Raw genomic sequence first — 20,965 nt, 5'->3', positions numbered from 1 at the left:
GCCCATGCGGCCCGTTCTTCGGCCGCCAGTTTGCCGCCAATTGCCCGCCAAGGCTATATAAGACTGAATTTTAGGTCGATGCGCAGTGTCTTGCTTTTTACTATTTCGGCAGCATTCCGAAGGATTATATAAGCGTTGACAAGCAGCCACACAAAAGGCACCAACATCATATAATTGCCTCTGATGGCAAACACGTCGTTAAGTACCATTACAATCAGGATCAAAACCCCTGCTATGAGCGACCAAAGGATTTGAATGGTAAGGATTTTTTTAGCAACAGGCGTAAACTGCTTTTTGGCAAACATGAGCAGTAGGGGCGCGACAATATTTAATGGGGGAAATATCATGAGCGGTAAAGCGGATATATTGATCCATTTCAACCAGGTGGCGTTGTCCGCGCTGATCACTTCTTCCTTTTCCAGCAAGTCACTTTCGGGGATACCCAATGCCTTAGCCAGGGCTTTCAGCGTATATCCTTTCGGACTGGTGCCGGCCTCAATGCGCTGAATAGTGCGCACGGAAATACCCGATCTTTCAAACAGTTCCTCCTGGGTTAAATTTAATTTCTGCCGGATGGCCAGTAGCTTCGACATATCAGCAAAATGGTATAAGCCCAAAATTAACTAAAAATGTTAATTAAACCATTCTACATCAACCCCGAACCCTGCTTTGAAAGCCTTTTCTCATTTCTCCTATGCTAACGCATGTTCAAACGGTATATGGCCGTTTATCGCTGCAATAATTTGTTGTGTTGTATGCATTGTAATTCAATCAATATTTAACAATTTTGCATCAGCTAATTTATCATCATGCCAAGACAATTGTTTATAGCCTATATCAATACCCCTAACGGGACGGAGTTGGCAGGTCCGGTTACTGTTGAAAAAGATGAATATCTGTTCGTCAACAAAAACACAGCCGACGATGTATATTTCAACTTGAAAAAATCAGCAAATGGCTGGCATTTTTCAGGCGGCCCAACAGTTAAGATCCCACAAGAATATATCGATTCTGTTGGTGCGCAGATTGATGAGCACAAGAAATCCGGCGTATAAGCCAGGGGTGCTTAGCATAAAAGAATTGTCCCTTAAGGTAACTACAGGCGAACATGCACAAGCTGTATTCTGCTCTACACAGACAACCAATTTTTGGCGTAGATGGCCACGCTTCCGCCCGCAATTAAGTAAAAAGGGGGATTGATGGACTTTTAAGTTTTATTATATTTGTTTAATTAATAAATAACACCATCAACAACAACTTAAACCGGCAAATGCGCTTCAAATTAATACTGATCGCCCTGATGTTTTTTGGCCTTTTGGGCTGCAAAAAAGATAAGGGCGTAAACCCATATAAAAACATAAAATCAATTACGGGTACTATGATGCCCAGTGAGGGGCCTTTTTACGGACAAAAATTTGTTGCAGATGAAGAGGTTTATGATAATGAGGGTAGGATGATAAGCTCGGTAAAAGGGTCGTTTGTATCGAATAATCCGAGTAATTTTAATTCTAAAACCTATACTTACAAGGATGGTCGTTTGTATGAAACTAAAGATGGGGGCGAAGCAACAAGTGAATATATTTACACCAACAATTTAGTAAGTGAAATAAAAACTTACTATGGCGATAATTACCCAACCAAAACAATAATAGGGAAACAAACTTTTGTTTACGATGGCCAGGGCCGTAAAGTAAGAATGACGGCTTTTAGCTACCTGCCAGGCTTTGGCAGAAACCCTCCTCCGCCAAACGCCAATGGCTACACTTATACCTATGAATACGATGCTAACAACTTACTCCATAAAGAAAGCGATCAGGGAGGGACGGTTAAAAGCTATGAATATGACGGGCATAAAAACCTGACAAAAGTGACCTATAGTAATACGTTTTGGCCAAACACGGTGTACGGAAATGAAACCTATACATATAAGTACGATTACAAAGACAGAATAACCGAAACAACACAGGCGGATTACTCAGGCGAGACAATTAAAACAACCATAGCATACGACTATGAAGGCAGGGTGCAAACTAAAGATGTTTATAAAAACTTTAACGGAATTTACTACCAGGTAAGTACCATTACGTATACCTACCAATATTTTTGATCGCGTTTACCCTGGGTTTAGCAACCCATTACGCACTGCACTGATTTTCGGAGCCATTTTTGTATCTTGATAGCAATATGAAAAAGTTGCCCAACACCTTATTAGCCATAATTTATTGTAGCGCACTTTTTTTATGGAGTACTAATACTGCTTTTGCGCAGCCGGGTGCAGGCATTGCGGCATCTACTATTGAAGCTATCGGCCAACGGTTTGTACAAACACCCGGGCATATTGGGCTTTCTGTTTGCATTATTAAAAATGGTAAAGCCTATAGCTACCATTTTGGAAGCACAGCAAGCAAAAAAGGCACTAAACCCACAGATAGCACCATTTACGAGATTGCATCGGTAACGAAAACCTTTACCGGGATTTTGCTGGCGCATGCTATTTTGGAAAAAAGAATTGCGTTAAATGATGATGTGGGCAAATACCTGCCGCAAATGTCTGCTAATTTAACGTTTCGGGGTGTACCGGTTAAAATACAGCATTTGGCAACGCATACTTCCGGGTTGCCAAAGTTTATTCCCGGTTTTCAAAAAAACCTGTTGCCACAGCAAATGATGGAGCGATATAATAACTTTTCAAGTAAGCAATTTTTGGATAGTTTGGCTAAATTCAGCCTAACAGAGGTGCCGGGAAAGAAATTTATTTACTCAAACGCCGATGCGCAATTGATCGGCATTATTTTAGAAAAAGTATACCATAAGCCCTTTGCAGAAATGTTAAAAAAATATATCACTGGTCCACAGCGCATGGCCCACACCCAATTGGAACTTGATGACTTGGATAAACAACATTTGGCCATGGGGTACGATCAAAATGGAAAGGCCATGCCCGGGCTCTCCTGGTGGAAAAATGTGCCTGCCGCAGGCTATATTAAATCTGATATAGCCGATATGCTGCGCTACCTGAAATTAAACGTGAACGAAAAGAACGCCGCTATTGCATTGGCGCACAGACCAATATTTAAAGTAGCCGAAGAAGGTGCAGACAGTATCGGCTTGTTTTGGTTTATTAGATATCCTATCGGTAAGCAAAGAATTATTTACCATGCGGGGGGCAGTTTCGGCTCAACCAGCTATTGCGAGGTACGGCCCGGCGAAACAAGCGGCATAGTGCTGTTGGCCAACGATGCCGGCCCGGGTACAGAGGCAGAACTGAAGAAAATAGCGGCACTTCTATTAGGCGACGCCATTAAAAAGTCCACAAGCCGGCGTTAAGATTGAAGCTTATACCAGCCTTTTAGTTCAGCAATTGCTGCCTGCTAAAAATACGCAGCTAAATAGTATTTTTACGCGCGGATAAATACGGACTAACCTATCGCGATTGAATATTGATGAGCCAGCCCAACCCCCTAAAATTCAGGTATGATATAAATGCGTTGAGGGCAATATCTGTTATTGGTGTGCTGCTGTTTCATTATAAAGTGGCATGGGTAGGCGGCGGCTTTGCAGGTGTTGATGTTTTCTTTGTGATCTCGGGCTATCTAATGAGCAAGATCATCATCAACAAACTGAACCGTGATAATTTCTCCTTGTCAGAATTTTATGGCCGTAGATTGAAGCGGATAGTCCCGGCCCTGCTGGCTTTGGTGCTGGTGGTAACGGTGGGCGGCTTTTTTACTTATTTCCCGGTTAATTATCAGCTTAATGAGCAAAACGCCGCCGCAAGCTTGCTCTTTATATCCAACATTGTCTATTGGAAAAGTGCCGGTTATTTTGCAGAAGCTTCAGACACCAACATACTGCTACATACCTGGTCGCTATCTGCCGAGTGGCAATTTTACCTGATATACCCTGTAATTTTATTGTTGGTACACCGGTTCCTCAAAAACAGAACCCGGTATCCGTGTGCCTTTGTGGCGGTTATACTTTTAGGCTACGGCGGGGCAATATGGTATACCGGTGTCGATAAAGATGGATCATTCTTCCTGCTGCATAGCCGCGCCTGGGAAATGATGTTTGGCGGCCTCGCCTTTTTATGCGAGGATCTGGTAAAAAACATTAAACTATGGTTGCGCAGGCTGGTAGCCATTACGGGCTATGTGGCAATATTCGCTTCGTTTTATTATTTAAAAAGCAGCATGGATTGGCCGGGCGGTTATACCATTATCCCGGTTGTGGCGGCGTTTTTAATCGTAGCAGCAAATTGTAATAATTTTAGGGTGCTAAAGTTGGGCGTCGTGCAGGGTACAGGTAAAATATCCTACTCCTTGTATTTATGGCACTGGCCGGTTTTTGTTGCCGCGCAGTATTGGGGCTTTCCCTTAAATACAACGCTGGTTGTTTCTTTAACGGTTGTTTCCTTTTTACTGGGGTATTTATCATTTAAGTATGTCGAATCTTTAGAGTTTAGCAGCAGTAAGCCTGTTTTGGCGGGTGCGTTTGGGTTGATATTGCTCACCGGCACTTTATCCTATTTTGATATCAATAAAATTGCCTTTAAGCATGATGCCCTTATGGTGGCAGGCTATATAAAACAACACCCCAACGATAGCATGATAGATACAAGGGGTTGCTTTTTAACTACAAAACATAAAACCTTTAGCGAATACAACGAATCTGCCTGCCTGAGTATAAACCCGGCTGGCAAAAACTTTTTGCTGATAGGCGATAGCCATTCGGCAGATCTGTCTGAGGCGTTCAGAGCGCGTTTTATAGGTCAGCATATTAATGTAATGGTTGCCACCGCAAGTGGATGTAATCCCTTTGTTGATGAGAAAAAAGGGCGTAAAATTTGCAAAGAGCTGATCAACTATACCTTTAAAGTTTTTGTAGAAAAAAATGCTGATAAAATTGATGGGGTGATAATGAGCGCCAATTGGGTTAACAGGGGTGGGCCCAATCGGGTACAAAAAGGAGTAGAGGCCAATTTGGCTTATCTTGAAAAATACAACATACCCGTAATTATAATAGGGCAAAACGAAATTTACAGTGTAACCTACCCGGTTATTAAGGCCAAAGAGCTCCAGTTTAATAAAAACCTGACTAATGTTTATATAAACAAGGGTTGCTATAGGATAAATGACTTTATGAAGATAAAATTTAAGCCTTATTATATAGAAATCATTAACAAAAAGGTTATCCCGGCATTGGGCGCGGATTACGCCCCTTATATGTTTGACAGAGATCATTTTACACCCTACGGCGCAAATTTAACCATCACCAAAATACTGGCTGACCCTATTGCCAAAAAGTTTTTTGATTAAGATATTCCGATGTCCGAAAATGTTGCGGAGCATAGTAACAAGATCTGGAAATGGTGGAGCCTATTGTTATATTGCGGTATTTTCTTTTACTTTGTTTAACACTAAACCCTATGAAAAAAATACTCGTCATTGCGCTTGCAGTAAGTGCGCTCGCTTCGTGCAAAAAGACTGAACAAGCCCTAACTCAAGTATCAAAAATCGACTCAGATATAAAGGTATCGCAACTGCTAAGGCTACCTCTGGTTTCCGCCAACATTGGCACTGAAACGCACAAACTGTTGGGCTGGGGATACGATGTTACAGGTAGATATGCCGATAGTTCTGCCGTGCGGAGCGCGGTTATAAATATGTCCGCGTTTGGGGCCGACAATGCCGGTAGATTAGATGTTGGCCGTTCAAGGACCGGTGATGTGGTGACTATCGGAGCCAGAAATGCCTTGGATTTGTCGGGAAAGATGTCTGATCTGTTGCTGGCTACGCATGGTTCAAAATTCTTTGGCGGCGAAATTACTGATTACTTCGCGGGTGATGCATTTTCAACAAAGTACGTATATGGTAGTTATGCTCCTACTATGGTCTATTCGCAGTGGACTATGAATGCTCCGGCTTCCCTGCTAAAGGGTTATCTGAGCGATCAATTTAAAAATGACCTGGTTGTTTTAAATCCGGAAGCATTGGTGAAAAAATATGGTACGCATATTTTAACTAACATAGTACTTGGCGCTAAGCTTAATGTAGCTTATCAGGCTAAATCCGCGCATGCAGACCGTTATCGCAGCGAAATTGAAGGTATGAGGTTTGCGGTACCAAAAACTTTCGGAATCTCATGGTCCGGACCACTTTATAGTGCAGATCCATCGCTGCTTGAAATGATAACCGAGCCGCGGATTGTTTTCAGCGTTACCGGGGGTGACGCATCTAAAATTAAAATAACAACAACTAACAAAAAGACGACTGTAGATATAAGCAAATGGATATCGAGCGCGTCAGAAGCAAATAGTGGTTTTATTGACATCAGAGAGAACGGTCTTTTGCCAATTTCTGATTTAATAAACGATGCTATTAAAAAAGCTGCTGTAACCGAGTACATACAAAGTTATTTAGCTACCCGGCAGGTAAAGCTTAACTAACAATTGCGCGCTTGGCGCGGGTATTGAGCACATTATGAGGAGGTTAAATACTGCCCAACAATAAAAGGCCTCCCAAAAATTCCAGGAAGCCTTTTTGCTAATCTGCGAAATCATTAAAAAATCTGTGACATCACCCTAAATCTGTGACATCAAAAAAAATCTACTGAGCCTTAAAGTTCCACTTAGCGTTATCGCTGTTTATATCAAATTTTGCCAATGCGGGCGTGCTGTCGCCGCTTGATATTAGCGCCAGTGACTCTTTTGAGTCGGGCACCACTTTAGGCATTATGCGGTAAGTGCCGTCGGTTAACTGGTCCAGCTTCCATAATTGTTCGGGCGCGCCGGTATATGCCGGTACGGTTATCACCCTTCCGTCTGCCGTTGCTGTCAAGGCTCTTTCGGTGCCGGCAATTACTATTTTGTAGTATGGGGCACCCAAATATCCACTCGAATCTGGCGCTGGTGTAATGCTCCATTTTTGGTGCGGACGAGACATGTATTCAATTAAGCGTGTAGTAATTTCGCCTGTTGGCCAGGTGCTTATAACATCGCTTACCTGCAAAAACGGAACAGGTTTTATTGGCGCGTTAGCATTGCCGCCACCGCCACCAAAGCCGCCGCCACCGCTTGTTTGCATACTCGGCATATCAACCGCCAGGCCCAGGGCATAGCCCCTGCGCTCTGATTGGATCTCGTAAGTGCCGGCTTTAATGTTCTGTCCGGCAATGGGCCATCCGTTTTTCCAAACTATTGGCAGTATGCCCAAAGTGCTGCGTCCGCCCATATTCAGGTCAGCTTCCCAGTGAAACGACATCTTATCAACTCCATTTTCACCACGTATGCGCCCGAAATGGCCGGGGCCTATCAAGGCGCCATCGGTCGTGGCGACCATACGGCCACCGCCCTGCAACATGGGCCTGCCAACGTTATCCACATAAGGGCCTAAAACATTTTTAGAGCGGCCAACCAAAATATTATAGGTAGAGTTAGGCCCGGCGCAGCAGGTAGCATGCGTACCTAAAAGGTAATACCATCCTTCGTGATACATCATTGCCGATGCTTCGCAGGTAATGGCCACGTTAACAGGCTTATTGCCTGCAACACGGTTCCCGGTTTTAGGATCCAGCTCTACCATGCGGATAAAGCCGTAATAGGTGCCGTAGGTTAGCCAGAGCCTCCCGGTAGTAGGGTCAAGCATAAGGCTGGGATCTATGGCGTCGTTGTCCTCATAACCGTCAGACGTAGCCACAATAACAGGTTCTGTATACTTAAAATCCGGCGATTTTGGGTCGAGGGTTTTGTTCCACATGCTGTAAATAATTCCTTTATAATCGCGTCCGCCGCCCGTTGCTCCATATACGACAAGGAAGCGGTCGCCAATTTTCATGGCATCGGGAGCCGCGCCACCGCCTGGGCGCACAGCTCCGCTGGTCCATTTCCAGCCATCTTCTGACATGATGCCACCGCCGCCGGTGCCGAATGAGTAGTACTTACCCTTATCTTCAACAACGGTTGATGGGTCGTGTATAAATGGTCTTCCTATTTGTGCGGTTATATTTTGTGTTATCGATGCTACCAGAAAGGCAGTGATACCGATCAATTTCATTCTTTTCATTATACAGATCTATTCAGATGATAATTTAATTAGACTAAGGACTATTCGTAGCTGGTGGTGAAATTTTTCACTGCGGTTCCGTTTTCATTTAAAAAACGAAGACAGAAATTGGCCATGCCCTGCCCGTTCATAATTGCCGCACGAACAACGTTTTTGCCTTTTTTTAGCGTTAAAGGAGCGGAGGTAGCTAAATCAGCTATCACATCCTTATCACCAGGTACGGTAAGTACATCTTTGCCGTTCACCCAAAATACACCTGCCGAATTAGGCCCTGCGGATAATCTTACATTTTTAATATCCTCTGTGCAATTTATAACGGTAACCAACCAATACAGCACACCATTACGGGTTGTGTTGGTTGCATAACTTAAATGGAATAAATTAAAGTTGAATTCCCTGCTGTCTAAAGCGCGCCATTTTAAATCCTGACCGGCTAATTTTATTGTTTCGCCATTTGTGGGAATTGAATTATAATCTGCCGAAAAATTATTAGCAGCAAGGGTAGTTTTAAGATAAGCTTCCGTCATTTGGCTATTACCCCGATCACTTTTCTTAACGGGTTCAAGTACAAGCCAACGCTGGATAAATCCATTCGCATCGGGCGCTTTCTTTATCGGCGTTGAGGGGGTGAAGAACCTGGTTATGGAATGGGAGGTATCACCCGCGATAGGTATGGGCGGCAAGGCGGGTCCCCGTCTTGCGCCACCTGGTCCGCCTGCTCCCGGCCCACCTGCGCCCGGCCCCTGTGCGAAGGCACTGATCTGTAGCCCTAATAAAACTATAAAAGCCATCGCGGGCAAAAATAATTTGTGTTTTCTGTTCATTTTAGGTTCTTATTGTAGTGATGTTTTTGAAATAACGCAATCGTTCAAGCGAATGTGAAAAGCAAAAGTTAAAATTGGTTTGTTGGTTTATTATCAGCAAGTAACGGATTTATTGCCAATAAAAAAAGGCCGAAATTGACAAGCTCCGGCCTTTTTTTAATCTGTTAAATCACCAAAAAAATCAGTGAAATGGATTTATTGCTGCTGCTTAAAACTCCATTTGGAGTTATCGCTATTCATATCAAATTTGTATAATGCCGGTGTGCCGTCGCCTACGGATACCAGGGCCAACTTCTCGTTTGAGTTTGGAACTACTTTAGGCATTATGCGGTAGGTTCCGTCGGTCAGTTGATCAATGCGCCATAATTGCTCCGGCGCGCCGGTAAACTTAGGTACGCTTATTACATTTAGGTCGGCTGTTGCCGCCAATGCCCTGTCTGTACCAGCTATCACAATTTTATAATACGGACCGCCAAGGTATCCGGTTGAATCAGCAGCAGGGCTAATGTTCCATTTCTGGTGCGGACGGCCAATGTAGTCGCTAATTCTAAGCTTGATATCGCCGGCAGGCCATGCTTTGTTTGCATCAGTCAATTGTTGTACGGGAACAGGTTTTACCGGGCCAGCGTTGCCACGACCACCGCCGCCAAATCCGCCGCCGCCTGCACGTGGCGCATTCACCGGATCAACAGCTAATTCAAGTCCGTATCCTCTGCGTTCTGATTGGATCAGGTAATTACCGGGCTTAATATTTTCGCCTGCACAAGGCCACCCGTTTTTCCAAACTATTGGCAATATACCTAACACACTGGCTCCGCCCTGGTTAAGGTCGGCTTCCCAGTGGAACGACATTTTTTCAACACCATTCTCTAACACAATGCGACCAAAATGGCCGGGAGCTATCAAGGTTTCGGTAGTTGTAGCAGCTACTACTTTGCCGCCGCCTTCCAGCATGCTTCTGCCTACATTGTCCATAAAGGGGCCCGATACGCTTTTTGAGCGGCCCACAACAATGTTGTAAGTTGAGTTGGCGCCGGCACAGCAGGTACCATGTGTACCCAACAAATAGTACCAGCCGTCGTGATACATCATATCGGCAGCTTCGCAAACTATGGCTACGTTAATAGGCTTGTTGCCAGCTACGCGTTTTCCGGTTTTAGGGTCAAGCTCAACCTGGCGGATGTATCCAAAATAGGTGCCATAAACCAAGTATAATCTTCCTGTTACAGGGTCAAGCATCAGGCCCGGGTCAATGGCGTCATTTTCCTCATAACCGTCAGATGTAGCCGCAATAACCGGCTCAGAATATTTAAAATCAGGCGATTTTGGATCTAATGTTTTGTTCCACATGGTGTAAATGATGCCTTTGTGGTCGCCGCCACCGCCGGTTGCACCGTAAGCTATCAAAAAGCGATCGCCAATTTTAATAACATCAGGAGCAGCACCTCCACCCGGACGAACGCCTCCGCCGTACCATTTCCAGCCATCGTCTGATATTATGCCACCTCCACCGGTGCCAAAGGTGTAAAATTTGCCCTTATCTTCCATAACGGTTGATGGATCGTGTATGTTGGGTCTTCCTACTTGTGCCGTTATTGTTTGTGTTATCGATGCTATTAATAGGATAGTTAGACCGATTATTCTATTTCTTTTCATTATAAATCTATTTCAGAATGTTTGATACCTTAAATGGAAAACAAATTTTTATTCGTAGCTCAGCGTATAATTTTTAACCGGCTGGCCTTTGTCGTCAATAAAACGTGCTACAAAGTTGCACAGACCCTGTCCGTTTATAACTGCCGCACGAAGAACGTTTTTACCTTTTTTAAGCGTTAAAAGAGGAGACGCCAGGTTATCCACTATTATGTCCTTGTCGCCCGGAACGTTAAGCACCTGTGTGCCATTTAACCAAAACGCTCCGCCTGAGTTAACACCTACGGCCAATCTCACGTTTTTGATCTCTTCGGGGCAATTGATAACGGTAACCAACCAAAACAGCACTCCTTCGCGCTGCTTATTTGTAGCATAGCTAAAATGGAATAAATTAAAGTTAAAAGTCTTACTGTCTAACGCATGCCATGCCAACTCCTGAGTGCCAATTGTTACAGTTGAATTATTTTTAGGGATGGCGTTATAATCCTGCGAAAAATTCTGAGTAGAAAAGGTTGTGTTAAGGTACGTTTCGGTAATGCCGCTGTTGCCCCGCAGGTTATTTTTAAAGGGATCTAACACCAACCAACGCTGAATAAAGCCTTTGGCGTCAGGCGCTTTTTTAACAGGGGTAGATGGGGTAAAATGTTTAGTTATGCTGTGCGTAGTGTCTTCTGCCAACGGAATGGGAGGAAGGTTTGACCTGCGTGGTCCACCACCTGGCCCACCCGGGCCGCCCGCTCCCGGACCACCAGGGCCAGGGCCTTGTGCAAAAGCGCTAATAGCACTTACCTGTAAGCCTAATAAAACTACAAAAGCCATAGCAGGCAAAAAGTTTTTGTGTTTTTTGTTCATGTTAATTTTAGTATAATGGGTTTATTTTATATTCACGCAAACGATTTAGCAAACGTACAAAACGAAGCGCAAAAAAAAAGCTGTACTATGGGTTTACAGGCGTAATTATCAACACGTAACGGATTTGTTATCAATCAAGGGCTTGTTGATTTTTTACCAGTTTGTTTAACTGCCGGCCAATTTGTTTCCCTTCCTCGCTATTTTGTACCTGGGGGCTTAGTTTTTTGTAAAGGAAGTAATAGGGCTCAGGATCCTTTGCAAAATCCAAATTGCTTATAATGTGTGGTACGATATCATTTTGAGGATATTTTTTAATAAACATATCTATTGTGGCTATGCTTAAGCCGTGCTCGCGTTTTTTACCGGCGGCAATGTGGTCCATTATTACATTAAATTCTGCCTCTGGTAGCAATTGGGTTGTTGGCTGTCTTAGCCTGGCATTCCACATGGCATCTTCCCGGCGAAATTTATCTGCCATGCTGTTCTCCAAATTGTAATAGGCAGTTAAACTATTTTGTGTTTTTGAATCGGTTTTAATACTAAGATATTGCCCATCTTTTTGGGGGATATTAATAGCATATTTTCCCGGTTCCAGGTAGATCTCATAATCGCGTGAAATGTTGCCCGCTATTACTGATAAAGTAAAATAGCCGTATGCGGGCAAATGTTGTTTGTTAATGGTAAACCCGCCCGATCTGATGATCTCGGTAAAATACGTTTTACCCGATAGGCCGGTAATTGTTACCATACCGCCATCCATGCCCTTTGCGGTGCCGGTAACTTCAATGGTATTAAAATTGCATCCGCTTAGTATAAAAGCAATCGCGATAAGGTAAAGAGGTTTCATTTTATTTGAAATTAGCAATTACTTAAAGTAATAGTTATATATAACTAATCAAAATGGTAATACCGAAAACCGTCGTCGCTATTTGATGTAATGTAATGCTATAAATCCACCTTTCAGCACCTTTGTTTCCACCAGCTTTAAGTTTAGCTGGCCCGCAAGGTCGGTATCGGCTAACAAGCGTCTTCCTTCGCCCGCCATAACAGGGTGGATGACAAAATAAAATTCGTCAACCAAGCCAAGCGCTATTAATTGCGACGGCAGATCCACGCCGCCAATGGAGATGTTTTTGCCCGGCTGCTGTTTCAGCTTTAAAAATTCCTCCTCCAGATTACCGCGAATTATTTTGGTATCAGCAGGAGCGGCTGCTAATGAGCGCGAAAAAACAACTTTGGGTATAGCATCAAATGTTTGCGCAAAGTCAACCGTTGTTTTTGGGCCAGTTTGGTTCATGGCCACATCCGGCCAGTAGGGCACCATCAACTCGTAAGTAATGCGGCCGTAAACTAACAGGTCAACATCCTGCAGTAGGTCCGTAAAATATTTATGCACCTCTTCGCTGGCGGTACCTTTTGTATGGTCGCAGCAGCCGTCTGCCGTTAAGTTTATGCCATAGATTACTTTTCTCATAATGGTTAATAAGTAAGATAGCTCAAAAATAGCGCGTTGCTTTTGGGGTAGTGAGGGTATTCAGGACAAAAGATAGGGTCGTTCGCGCCAGTAAAATTGCGCTCCCGTCACATTTAACATATCTTAACATCCGCCGTCATACATTAGTGTCTTTCGTGTCGTTTAGTTGTTTTATTTATCAAAAACTAAATATCATGAAAACAAAAACATCAAAACTACTCAGTGCAATTTTAGTAGCCTTAGCGCTATTTGTATGCAGTAATGCAAACGCACAATCAGTACCGGCAAGCAAATTTCGTTTCGGTATAGGATTAGACGGACTTGTACCCGTGGGTAATACTGCCGACGTTGCCAATTTCGGGCTGGGTTTAACCCCACGCTTACAATATGGCGTGTCTGACAAATTTGCGTTGACCTTTACCAGCGGCATCTACCATTTTTTTCCTAAAACGGTTACGTATCCGGCCAGCGGCAGTTTTCCGGGTTTTACAGCCAAGTACAAATCAGATATTATACCTGTTAAAGTTGGCTTTAAGTATTTCGTAGGCAGTAATTTTTACTTAGCAGGGGAGGCCGGTATAGCATTTGAAACTGCTGAAGGCGGGCAATCCAAACACTTTTTATGGTCGCCGGGCATAGGTTATGCAACAAAAAAATGGGACATAGGCGCCCGTTACGAAAACTTTAGCGGAAGCCATTATAGCGATGGCATAATAGGCTTACGGGTTGCTTACGGCTTTGGCTTATAAAATCTCGGAGCTCAGGAAAAGTGAGCGTGATCTCAATACAGAATTACACAAAAAGCCTGCAATTATTGATTTGCAGGCTTTTTTGTTTAGTGTTTTCCTTCTTTTTCTCGTTGGTCATTAGTTTTTTACAAAACTTCGGGTTGTAGAACTGTTATTTATAGTTAAATAACTTTATATTTAAGAACTATTGCTTAATACCCCTGGTAGCGTTTTCAATACCCTGATTCCTAAACCAAAAAAGTATGGTTGCTTATAGAATTATCATTGTATGTGTTTTAATGTTAGGTAACCTTAAGTTACTTTCTCAACCCTTAATTACTGATACCGCATTAACATCTACAACCACTAATGCTGCTTTGCAACTTTACCAAAATGCAATGTCGGGTCAGCTTAAATTATATAACGGGCCTGAGTATAAATATGAAAACCCTAACATTAAAGGTTCTCCTTTTTTTAACGAAAGCAATGAGTGGCAAAAAGGCACGGTGGGTTATGACGGTGCTGTTTATCAGAATGTATCCATGCGTTACGATCTTTTTAAAGATGAGCTTGTTTTGTTACATTATAACGGCGTTTTCTCTTTTTATCTGATAAAAGATAAAGTAAACTTTTTTGATTTTGGTCAGCATTATTTTACCCGCGTTAAAGTTACGGGAGGCATACCGGCCGGATATTACGAAGTGCTTTATAATGGCTCAACAACAATACTGGCTAAGCATAATGTTGAACATCAGCCTCAGGTTGGCACACAGAGCGGTAACATATATGGCGTGTTTAAGCATGCTAAACGCTATTTTGTAGCTGTTAACGACCAATATGAAAGTTTTAAAAAACCCGCGGCATTGCCGGGGATTTTAAAGGATAAAAAGGAAGAACTGCGCCGGTTTATAAAAACCAATAAGATTGATATTAAAAATAAACCTGAAGAATCGATTGCGATTATAGCTGCTGAGTATGACCGCTTAAAAAACATTAGATGAAGAAACTTTGCATTAGTAGTTTCCTTTTTTTGCTGTGCGTTGGCTGCGCTTTTGCTCAACAGCAAGCGCGGTTAATTACCGCAAATTTTAGCAATGCAAAAGCGGAGGAGTTTGTAAGTAAACTTGAAAGCGAAACTGGCTTTCAATTTTATTATGATCCGGTTGTATTTGATAGCTTGCGCGTTAATCTTAACATAAGCAATCAAAGATTAGATACGGTGCTCTACAAGGCTTTTATAGGCACCCCATTTGCTTATACCGTAGTTGCCGACAGGCAAATAGTTTTTTTTACACGCGGCCGTGTGCTGCAAACTACCATAGACATGGGATTGCCCATAGCAGCCGGCAATGCGCCTGTAACTACTTTAGCGGGCATTGATGATGGTAAAAAAGAAGTAATCGAAGCCACAACAGAAAACAAGCTTTATTCAATTGGCACACCAGTTACCGGGCCGTTAACGGGGGCTGCCACGCTTGCCGGCTACGTAAAAGAAATTAAAAGTGGCGAGTTTGTAGTTGGTGCGAGCATTTATGTGCCCGAAACAAAAACAGGCATTGCAACGGACGCATTCGGCTACTACTCGTTAACCCTGCCTAAAGGAAAATATACCCTGCAGGTGCGTGGTTTAGGTATGCGCGATACAAGGCGGCAAATTATGCTGTATGCCAATGGTAAACTAAATATTGAAATGCAGGAACAGGTAACCACTTTACGAGAAGCCAAAATATCTGCCGAAAAAGTGGCCAATGTGCGTAGTACAGAGTTGGGAGTGAACCGATTGGATATAAAGACCATTAAACAGGTACCTTCTGTTTTTGGCGAAGCGGATATATTGCGGGTTGTACTTACTTTACCGGGCGTACAATCTGTTGGCGAAGCAACTACCGGCTTTAATGTAAGAGGTGGTTCTGCCGATCAGAACCTGATACTTTTAAACGACGCTACGATATATAACCCGGCGCATTTTTTTGGTTTCTTTTCATCTTTTAATCCAGACATTGTTAAAGATATCCAGCTTTATAAAAGCAGTATCCCCGCCAGTTATGGTGGCCGTCTTTCATCAATACTGGAAGTGAATAATCGCGAAGGCAGCAAAAAAATTTATACCGGATCTGCAGGCTTAGGCATAATTACCAGTAGGCTGAATGTTGAAGGGCCGATCATTAAGGACCGTACATCATTTATAATGGGCGGGCGTATCACTTATTCAGACTGGTTGCTTAAATCTTTGCCGGGTAGCTACCGCAACAGTAAAGCATCATTTTATGATTTCAACCTGGATATAAGCCATAAGATTGATGAAAAAAATGACCTTTATTTAAGCAGCTATATTAGTAATGACAGCTTTAGATTAAACAGCGATACCACGTATGGCTACAGTAATCAAAACATCAATTTAAAATGGCGCCGCAACTATAATAACAAACTGTATAGTGTGGCATCTGCCGGTTATGACAGGTATAAGTACAACGTTTACAGCACATCCAACCCTGTTAATGCTTACCGCCTTGCATTTGATATTAACCAGGCCAATTTTAAACTTAATTTTGTTTATTATAAAGACCCAAAAAACACCATAAATTTTGGGGTAAGTTCAATTTATTACCAATTACACCCGGGTAGTTTTACACCGTACAGCGCAAAATCATTAGTTAAAGAGGATACCATGGCACCGGAGCAGGCGTTGGAGAGCGCCGTTTACTTAAGTGATAAGTACGATATTTCGTCGCGCCTGATGCTTGACCTCGGTCTTCGTTATTCATATTACAACTATCTGGGGCCCGCCGTTGTTAATAATTATGCACCGGGTGTACCCCGAAATGAGGTAAACCAGTTAGGTTCAACCAGCTATGCAGCGGGTAAATTTATAAAAAACTATGGCGGCCCCGAGATCAGGGCATCAATGCGTTATACCCTTGGCGATGATATGTCTATTAAAGCCGGTTACAATACACTAAGACAGTATATACACCTGTTATCAAATACAACGGCTATAGCACCTACGGATGTTTGGAAACTAAGCGACCCGAATGTTAGGCCGCAGGTTGGTGAACAGTTATCATTAGGCTTTTATAAAAACCTGCAAAACAACACCATCGAAACTTCTGTAGAAGTGTATTACAAGCGCATGAAAGATTTTCTGGATTATCGCAGTGGCGCAACACTGGTGCTTAACCACAACATTGAGCGCGATGTTATAAGCACAAAAGGTAAAGCTTACGGCATTGAGTTTATGGTGCGTAAAACCGCGGGTAAGCTAAACGGTTGGGCCAGCTATACCTATTCCAGAACTTTTTTACGGCAGAATGATGTTACACAAGGCGAGCTGGTAAACGGCGGGCAGTATTATCCGGCTAATTATGATAAGCCGCACTCTTTTAACTTTACCGGAAATTATAGATTTAAGCATCGTTACAGCATGTCTTTAAATTTGGTTTACAGCACCGGGCGGCCCATTACTTTTCCTATAGCTAGGTATTATTTTGGTGGCAGCGAACGTGTATTATACTCTGAAAGGAATGCCAATCGTATACCCGATTATATCCGCGCAGACATTTCGGTAAATATTGAAGGCAATCATAAAATTAAGCAGTTGACCCATAACTCGTGGACAATTGGTATATATAATATTACAGGCAGGCAAAACCCTTACTCCACGTATTTTATTAACGAAAGTGGTAAAATTAACGGGTACAAGCTTTCTATTTTTGCCAGCCCCATACCGTTTATTAACTATAATATCCGATTTTGACCATGAAAAGCAGGTATTACATAATTATAGGGCTCCTGGCATTAGTGGTACTGGCACGGTGCAAACAGACGTTTGAGCCGGTTTTACCCAGTGCTGAAACCGGCTATCTGGTGGTTGAAGGTATAATTAACAGCGGCAACGATGCAACCGTTATAACACTTAGCCGCACGGTACCCCTCAATCAAAAACAAACATTAAAACCAGAGGGAGGAGCCATTTTAAGAGTTGAAAGCTCAACAGGTATATTTTACAATTTTGTTGAATCAAAGCGCGGAACTTACACAGGTGGACCTTTCAACTTGCCGGCCGCAGCAACCTATCGCCTTAATATTAAAACCGCCAATGGCAAAACATATCAATCAGCCTTTGTAGAGGTTAAACCGACCCCGCCGATAGATGAAATTGGTTGGGAGCGCACGCCTGATGGCCTTACAGTAAACGTAAGCACACACAACCAGGCCAATAATACCCGTTATTACAGGTGGGATTTTGAGGAAACATGGAAGTACCATGCGGATATTGAGTCTGTTCTTGAGTCAACCGGCACAGAGATTGTAACGCGCAGGACACCGATCTACTATTGCTACCGAACAACGAGTGCTACAAGCATCCTGTTAACATCAACCGTAAAATTAACAGACGATGTGGTTAGTAAGTTTTTGCTCACCAACATACCCAACCTATCAGAAAAACTAAGCGAAAAGTACAGCATCAATGTAAAACAATACGCGCTTACAAAAGAAGGATACGAGTTTTGGGAAAATCAGCGAAAGAACACGGAGCAGCTGGGGTCTATTTTTGACGCGCAGCCCTCTGAGCTTGCCGGTAATATTCGTTGCCTGCAAAATCCGGCAGAGCCTGTTGTAGGCTTTGTTAGTGTTAGCACAGAGGCCCGTAAAAGGATTTTCCTAACTTATAACCAGGTTGACTGGCGAACTTCGCCTATCACAAATTGCCGACTCGATACAGTTTCACCGAAGCAAGCACTCATACTTTTTAATTTTTCGCCGGGCTTTACCCCAATAAAAATACCCGTGCGCGACTTAGATCCAGATCGGTCTGGTGGTGGTTATTTGGGCGCGGATCCACCATGCGCAGATTGCCGGCTTAAAGGCGGAACAACAACAGCACCCTTATTTTGGCAGTAATGGAAAAAGCAAACACCACAAGCGGTTATTTAAAAATGGTCAAAGTGATGGTCGTTGCGGGCATCTTATATGCCTTTCCTTCGCTTGGTCAAACACCAGAGCAAGTTGCAAAACAACTGGCGCAATATAGTGCACAACGGCCGGTAGAGAAGCTGTATGTACATACAGATCAAAACGCGTATGTGGCTGGTAGCTTGCTATGGTTTAAAGTTTACGCGGTTGAGGGTACCACGAACAAACCGCTCAGCATGAGCAAAGTGGCGTATATTGATTTAATAGATGCCAACCAAACCTCCATCTTGAACGCTAAAGTAAAGCTCAGCGCTTCATCGGGAGCAGGGTCTGTATATCTGCCGGTAAATCTAAGCTCAGGTAACTACCGGTTAAGGGCCTATACCTCCTGGATGAAAAACTTTGGTGCGTCGTTTTATTTTGAAAAGGTTATAACTATTGTTAACCCGCAAAAAGTTATACCCGCAACTACCACTAAACCGGCTTACGCAATACAATTCTTCCCGGAAGGGGGCGCGTTGGTAGAGGGCATCCGCTCAAAAATCGCTTTTAAATTAAGCGGCAGCTTGCCTAAAAATTCAAGCTGGAAAGGATTTATTATCAATAATAACAATGATACTGTTGCACGCTTTGCTCCGGTCAAGTTTAACATAGGCTCCTTCAGTCTTATGCCCCTGCCTTCGCAATCGTATCGCGCATTTATACGCGTAACCTCCGGTCCGGCAATCCAACAAACATTTCCTCAGGTAGCTGCTGCGGGCTACGTTATGCATATAGTTGACGATGGTAGCGATCTATTAAAAGTGCATGTAAATCAAAAAAATGCGACAGATAAAGTCTTTCTGCTCACCCATTGCCGGTCGGTAACAAAAGATGTGCAAACAGGCGCGGGGGTGTTTCAAATAAGCAAGGCCAAATTGGGCGATGGCATTAATCATTTAACACTTTTTAATGCCGAAGGGAAACCTGTTTGCGAACGCCTTTATTTTAAACGGCCCGAAATAAGCCTTCAAATAACAGCTGCTGCCAGCGAAGCGCAATTTAGCCGCAGAAACAAAGCGTTGTTAAGTATAAGCACCAAATTAAACGGAAATGCGATAAGCGCTGATCTGTCTGCTGCGGTAGTAAAACTGGAGGGGGTGGGACCTGTTGAAAGCGAAGATATATCAAGTTATTTATGGCTTCGGGCGGATTTGCAGGGCTACATAGAATCGCCGGGCTGGTATTTTAAAACCCGAACAGCAGCGGCTGATTCTGCACTTGACAACCTGTTACTCACACAGGGTTGGCGCCGCTTTAAATGGGATGATGTTTTAACCAACCAAAAACCTGTGTTGTCTTATCTGCCCGAAATAGCCGGCCAAATAATAACTGCAAAGTTCACTAACAACCAAACGGGTGAGCCGGCCAGCAATATTGTAGGCTATTTATCTGTTCCCGGGAAAAGAGTACAGTTGGCAACAAGTAAAAGCGACTCGGCTGGTTTGCTTCGCTTTGAAACTAAAGATCTGTATGGCTCAGGAGAAATTGTTATATCGGCCAACACACAGCAAGACAGCATTGATAGAGCCGATATGCAAACTCCTTTTTCAAATAATTTTTCTGCCTACCGTGTACCGGATTATCAGGTAGATGTAGCGCAGGCGGCAGGTATAACAAATGCCAACCTGGGGGTGCAGGTTCAAAACGTTTTTTATAACACTGCACTTAAGCGCTATGCAGACCCGCAGGCAGACAGCACTGCCTTTTATGGTAGCCATTACACTAATTATAATTTGGACGATTATACTCGCTTTACCACCATGGAGGAGGTTTTGCGCGAATACGTAAAGAATGTGCTTGTAACCCGCCCCCGCAATCGTTTCAATATCGCTATAGTTAGCAGCAATGGTATTCTAAATACCGCTCCGTTACTACTGCTTGATGGCGTTCCAATATTTAATATAGATAAGGTATTTGAGATTGATCCCCTCAAGATCAAAAAAATAGAAGTGGTTAATGAAGATTATTTGTTTGTTCATTCTACTTATGGCGGCGTTATCAGTTTGTTTAGCTACAAAGGCGATATGGCCGGGCTGGAGACTGATCCTAAGGCGCTGGTGATAGATTATGAGGGCTTACAGTTACAGCGCGAATTTTACACGCCGGTTTATGATACCGAAGAACAACGTAAAAGCCGCCTACCCGATTTTAGAACAATGTTATACTGGACACCCGATGCCGGAACAGCTGCTTCAGGCAAGCGCCAGCTTACGTTTTATACCTCAGATCAGCCCGGTACTTATGCAGGCATTGTAGAGGGTATTAGTAACGATGGTGCGACAGGGAGTGCCACTTTTACTTTTGAGGTTAAATAAAACAAGGTTATCCCATTTATTTAAAAATTGACGGCGCAGGCTTGCTCACTTCAGTAACTACAAGTTGGGAACGGACCGGCTTTAAATAAAAAAGGCTTTTTTC

Annotated in this window: 17 protein-coding genes; 10 read left to right on the top strand and 7 right to left on the bottom strand. The window is 43.2% G+C overall.

The window, feature by feature from the left end:
- Nucleotides 1-53: 53 nt before the first annotated feature.
- Nucleotides 54-593, bottom strand: a complete 540-nt coding sequence (locus ACVW2L_RS11630; protein WP_457128137.1) for a helix-turn-helix domain-containing protein — start codon at nt 591-593, stop codon at nt 54-56.
- A 216-nt stretch (nt 594-809) separates the two neighbouring features.
- Here ACVW2L_RS11630 and ACVW2L_RS11625 point away from each other — a divergent pair, with 216 nt between their 5' ends.
- The 5 genes from ACVW2L_RS11625 (at nt 810) to ACVW2L_RS11605 (ending at nt 6,445) form a co-directional block, all read left to right on the top strand.
- Entirely contained in the window at nt 810-1,055 is a 246-nt protein-coding gene (locus ACVW2L_RS11625; protein WP_457128136.1) for a hypothetical protein, read from the top strand.
- 215 nt (nt 1,056-1,270) lie between these two features.
- Entirely contained in the window at nt 1,271-2,107 is an 837-nt protein-coding gene (locus tag ACVW2L_RS11620) for a hypothetical protein (RefSeq protein WP_457128135.1), read from the top strand.
- Between the two features lie 77 nt (nt 2,108-2,184).
- On the top strand, nt 2,185-3,327 hold the full coding sequence (locus ACVW2L_RS11615; protein WP_457128134.1) for a serine hydrolase domain-containing protein: 1,143 nt from the start codon (nt 2,185-2,187) through the stop codon (nt 3,325-3,327).
- A gap of 116 nt (nt 3,328-3,443) precedes the next feature.
- On the top strand, nt 3,444-5,315 hold the full coding sequence (locus tag ACVW2L_RS11610) for an acyltransferase family protein (protein WP_457128133.1): 1,872 nt from the start codon (nt 3,444-3,446) through the stop codon (nt 5,313-5,315).
- 110 nt (nt 5,316-5,425) lie between these two features.
- Complete coding sequence (locus tag ACVW2L_RS11605) at nt 5,426-6,445, top strand: MAC/perforin domain-containing protein (RefSeq protein ID WP_457128132.1); 1,020 nt, start codon at nt 5,426-5,428, stop codon at nt 6,443-6,445.
- 160 nt (nt 6,446-6,605) lie between these two features.
- On the opposite strand, the gene ACVW2L_RS11600 is transcribed toward ACVW2L_RS11605, so the two are convergent.
- The 6 genes from ACVW2L_RS11600 to ACVW2L_RS11575 all read right to left on the bottom strand — a co-directional run bounded on the left by ACVW2L_RS11600 (nt 6,606) and on the right by ACVW2L_RS11575 (nt 12,863).
- Nucleotides 6,606-8,060, bottom strand: a complete 1,455-nt coding sequence (locus ACVW2L_RS11600; protein WP_457128131.1) for a family 43 glycosylhydrolase — start codon at nt 8,058-8,060, stop codon at nt 6,606-6,608.
- Between the two features lie 41 nt (nt 8,061-8,101).
- Nucleotides 8,102-8,884 (bottom strand): hypothetical protein, encoded by a 783-nt coding sequence (locus ACVW2L_RS11595; RefSeq protein WP_457128130.1) that lies wholly within the window; start codon nt 8,882-8,884, stop codon nt 8,102-8,104.
- Nucleotides 8,885-9,079: 195 nt separating this feature from the next.
- Entirely contained in the window at nt 9,080-10,540 is a 1,461-nt protein-coding gene (locus ACVW2L_RS11590; protein ID WP_457128129.1) for a family 43 glycosylhydrolase, read from the bottom strand.
- A gap of 48 nt (nt 10,541-10,588) precedes the next feature.
- Nucleotides 10,589-11,389: a hypothetical protein gene (locus ACVW2L_RS11585; RefSeq protein ID WP_457128128.1), complete on the bottom strand. Its 801-nt coding sequence runs from the start codon at nt 11,387-11,389 to the stop codon at nt 10,589-10,591.
- 130 nt (nt 11,390-11,519) lie between these two features.
- Nucleotides 11,520-12,236: a hypothetical protein gene (locus tag ACVW2L_RS11580; protein WP_457128127.1), complete on the bottom strand. Its 717-nt coding sequence runs from the start codon at nt 12,234-12,236 to the stop codon at nt 11,520-11,522.
- A 78-nt stretch (nt 12,237-12,314) separates the two neighbouring features.
- The gene (locus ACVW2L_RS11575; protein WP_457128126.1) at nt 12,315-12,863 is read right to left on the bottom strand and encodes a dihydrofolate reductase family protein; all 549 of its coding nucleotides are present in this window, start codon (nt 12,861-12,863) and stop codon (nt 12,315-12,317) included.
- Nucleotides 12,864-13,057: 194 nt separating this feature from the next.
- Between ACVW2L_RS11575 and ACVW2L_RS11570 the strand changes: the two genes are divergently transcribed.
- The 5 genes from ACVW2L_RS11570 (at nt 13,058) to ACVW2L_RS11550 (ending at nt 20,862) form a co-directional block, all read left to right on the top strand.
- Nucleotides 13,058-13,612, top strand: a complete 555-nt coding sequence (locus tag ACVW2L_RS11570) for a hypothetical protein (protein ID WP_457128125.1) — start codon at nt 13,058-13,060, stop codon at nt 13,610-13,612.
- A gap of 242 nt (nt 13,613-13,854) precedes the next feature.
- Nucleotides 13,855-14,592 (top strand): hypothetical protein, encoded by a 738-nt coding sequence (locus ACVW2L_RS11565; protein WP_457128124.1) that lies wholly within the window; start codon nt 13,855-13,857, stop codon nt 14,590-14,592.
- The gene (locus ACVW2L_RS11560) at nt 14,589-17,345 is read left to right on the top strand and encodes a TonB-dependent receptor (protein ID WP_457128123.1); all 2,757 of its coding nucleotides are present in this window, start codon (nt 14,589-14,591) and stop codon (nt 17,343-17,345) included. Before ACVW2L_RS11565 ends, ACVW2L_RS11560 begins: the two co-directional genes overlap by 4 nt.
- A gap of 2 nt (nt 17,346-17,347) precedes the next feature.
- Nucleotides 17,348-18,493: a DUF4249 domain-containing protein gene (locus tag ACVW2L_RS11555; RefSeq protein ID WP_457128122.1), complete on the top strand. Its 1,146-nt coding sequence runs from the start codon at nt 17,348-17,350 to the stop codon at nt 18,491-18,493.
- Entirely contained in the window at nt 18,493-20,862 is a 2,370-nt protein-coding gene (locus ACVW2L_RS11550; RefSeq protein WP_457128121.1) for a hypothetical protein, read from the top strand. Before ACVW2L_RS11555 ends, ACVW2L_RS11550 begins: the two co-directional genes overlap by 1 nt.
- Nucleotides 20,863-20,965: the final 103 nt, after the last annotated feature.

The sequence above is a fragment of the Mucilaginibacter sp. HD30 genome (assembly GCF_054061755.1).
Note: the sequence above shows the minus strand (reverse complement) of the source record. Positions and strands in the feature narration are given on the sequence as shown.

What these genes read in the sequence shown, in the direction of transcription:
- ACVW2L_RS11560 (WP_457128123.1), top strand. Translation starts at nt 14,589, where the DNA reads ATGAAGAAACTTTGCATTAGTAGTTTCCTTTTTTTGCTGTGCGTTGGC.
- ACVW2L_RS11570 (WP_457128125.1), top strand. Translation starts at nt 13,058, where the DNA reads ATGAAAACAAAAACATCAAAACTACTCAGTGCAATTTTAGTAGCCTTA.
- ACVW2L_RS11595 (WP_457128130.1), bottom strand. Translation starts at nt 8,884, where the DNA reads ATGAACAGAAAACACAAATTATTTTTGCCCGCGATGGCTTTTATAGTT.
- ACVW2L_RS11590 (WP_457128129.1), bottom strand. Translation starts at nt 10,540, where the DNA reads ATGAAAAGAAATAGAATAATCGGTCTAACTATCCTATTAATAGCATCG.
- ACVW2L_RS11610 (WP_457128133.1), top strand. Translation starts at nt 3,444, where the DNA reads ATGAGCCAGCCCAACCCCCTAAAATTCAGGTATGATATAAATGCGTTG.
- ACVW2L_RS11585 (WP_457128128.1), bottom strand. Translation starts at nt 11,389, where the DNA reads ATGAACAAAAAACACAAAAACTTTTTGCCTGCTATGGCTTTTGTAGTT.
- ACVW2L_RS11615 (WP_457128134.1), top strand. Translation starts at nt 2,185, where the DNA reads ATGAAAAAGTTGCCCAACACCTTATTAGCCATAATTTATTGTAGCGCA.
- ACVW2L_RS11620 (WP_457128135.1), top strand. Translation starts at nt 1,271, where the DNA reads ATGCGCTTCAAATTAATACTGATCGCCCTGATGTTTTTTGGCCTTTTG.
- ACVW2L_RS11550 (WP_457128121.1), top strand. Translation starts at nt 18,493, where the DNA reads ATGGAAAAAGCAAACACCACAAGCGGTTATTTAAAAATGGTCAAAGTG.
- ACVW2L_RS11625 (WP_457128136.1), top strand. Translation starts at nt 810, where the DNA reads ATGCCAAGACAATTGTTTATAGCCTATATCAATACCCCTAACGGGACG.
- ACVW2L_RS11580 (WP_457128127.1), bottom strand. Translation starts at nt 12,236, where the DNA reads ATGAAACCTCTTTACCTTATCGCGATTGCTTTTATACTAAGCGGATGC.
- ACVW2L_RS11575 (WP_457128126.1), bottom strand. Translation starts at nt 12,863, where the DNA reads ATGAGAAAAGTAATCTATGGCATAAACTTAACGGCAGACGGCTGCTGC.
- ACVW2L_RS11605 (WP_457128132.1), top strand. Translation starts at nt 5,426, where the DNA reads ATGAAAAAAATACTCGTCATTGCGCTTGCAGTAAGTGCGCTCGCTTCG.
- ACVW2L_RS11565 (WP_457128124.1), top strand. Translation starts at nt 13,855, where the DNA reads ATGGTTGCTTATAGAATTATCATTGTATGTGTTTTAATGTTAGGTAAC.
- ACVW2L_RS11555 (WP_457128122.1), top strand. Translation starts at nt 17,348, where the DNA reads ATGAAAAGCAGGTATTACATAATTATAGGGCTCCTGGCATTAGTGGTA.
- ACVW2L_RS11600 (WP_457128131.1), bottom strand. Translation starts at nt 8,060, where the DNA reads ATGAAAAGAATGAAATTGATCGGTATCACTGCCTTTCTGGTAGCATCG.
- ACVW2L_RS11630 (WP_457128137.1), bottom strand. Translation starts at nt 593, where the DNA reads ATGTCGAAGCTACTGGCCATCCGGCAGAAATTAAATTTAACCCAGGAG.